This window comes from Paenibacillus lacisediminis, from assembly GCF_046567315.2.
The window spans coordinates 1-608 of sequence record NZ_JBKIAX020000045.1 but is presented as its reverse complement, the minus strand read 5'-3'; the positions used below and the strand labels follow the sequence as shown (position 1 = coordinate 608).

Sequence of the window (608 nt, the reverse complement as noted above, 5' to 3'; positions counted from 1 at the left end):
TCCCCGGATCGATGCTTGCTTACAGCTCCCCGAGGCAGTTTCGTTGTTCGCCACGTCCTTCTTCGGCTCCTAGCGCCTAGGCATCCTCCGTGTGCTCTTAGTAGCTTAACCATGTTGCTCTGGTATTGTGTCTGGTGCTCTGTTGTACGTCTTTTCGCTTCGGCACTGCCTCGCTTACGCACTCCCAAAGGATCCCCAGCCACAAAACCTTCGCACTAGCAATCACTACCTTAATTGATACTTGTTTTGACACAAGTTCAGCTAAAAGGATTGTTCTAAAACGCAAATTTCGTTTCGTTATCCAGTTTTCAAGGATCAAGTTCTTCGCCGTTTCACCAGCGGAAGATTATCTTATCATCCCCCGTCTTACCGTTCAACCAGTAAGTATTGGAAATGATAAAGTATGGTGGAGCCAAGGAGGATCGAACTCCTGACCTCCTGCTTGCAAGGCAGGCGCTCTCCCAGCTGAGCTATGGCCCCAAAACAAACCCCAAAAATGACGCCATGCTACGAAGGCAATTCCGATTATTTCTCGGGACTCCCGTAAAACATGATGCTCGTTATGGGATATATGGTGGGCCCTAGTGGACTCGAACCACCGACCTCAC

General features: G+C 49.3%; 1 tRNA gene and 1 rRNA gene. Both read right to left on the bottom strand.

What is annotated here, in order from left to right:
- Nucleotides 1–111, bottom strand: a 23S ribosomal RNA gene (locus ACLD72_RS32195); the annotation flags it as partial.
- A gap of 293 nt (nt 112–404) precedes the next feature.
- A tRNA-Ala gene (locus tag ACLD72_RS32190) sits at nt 405–480 on the bottom strand.
- Nucleotides 481–608 lie beyond the last annotated feature (128 nt).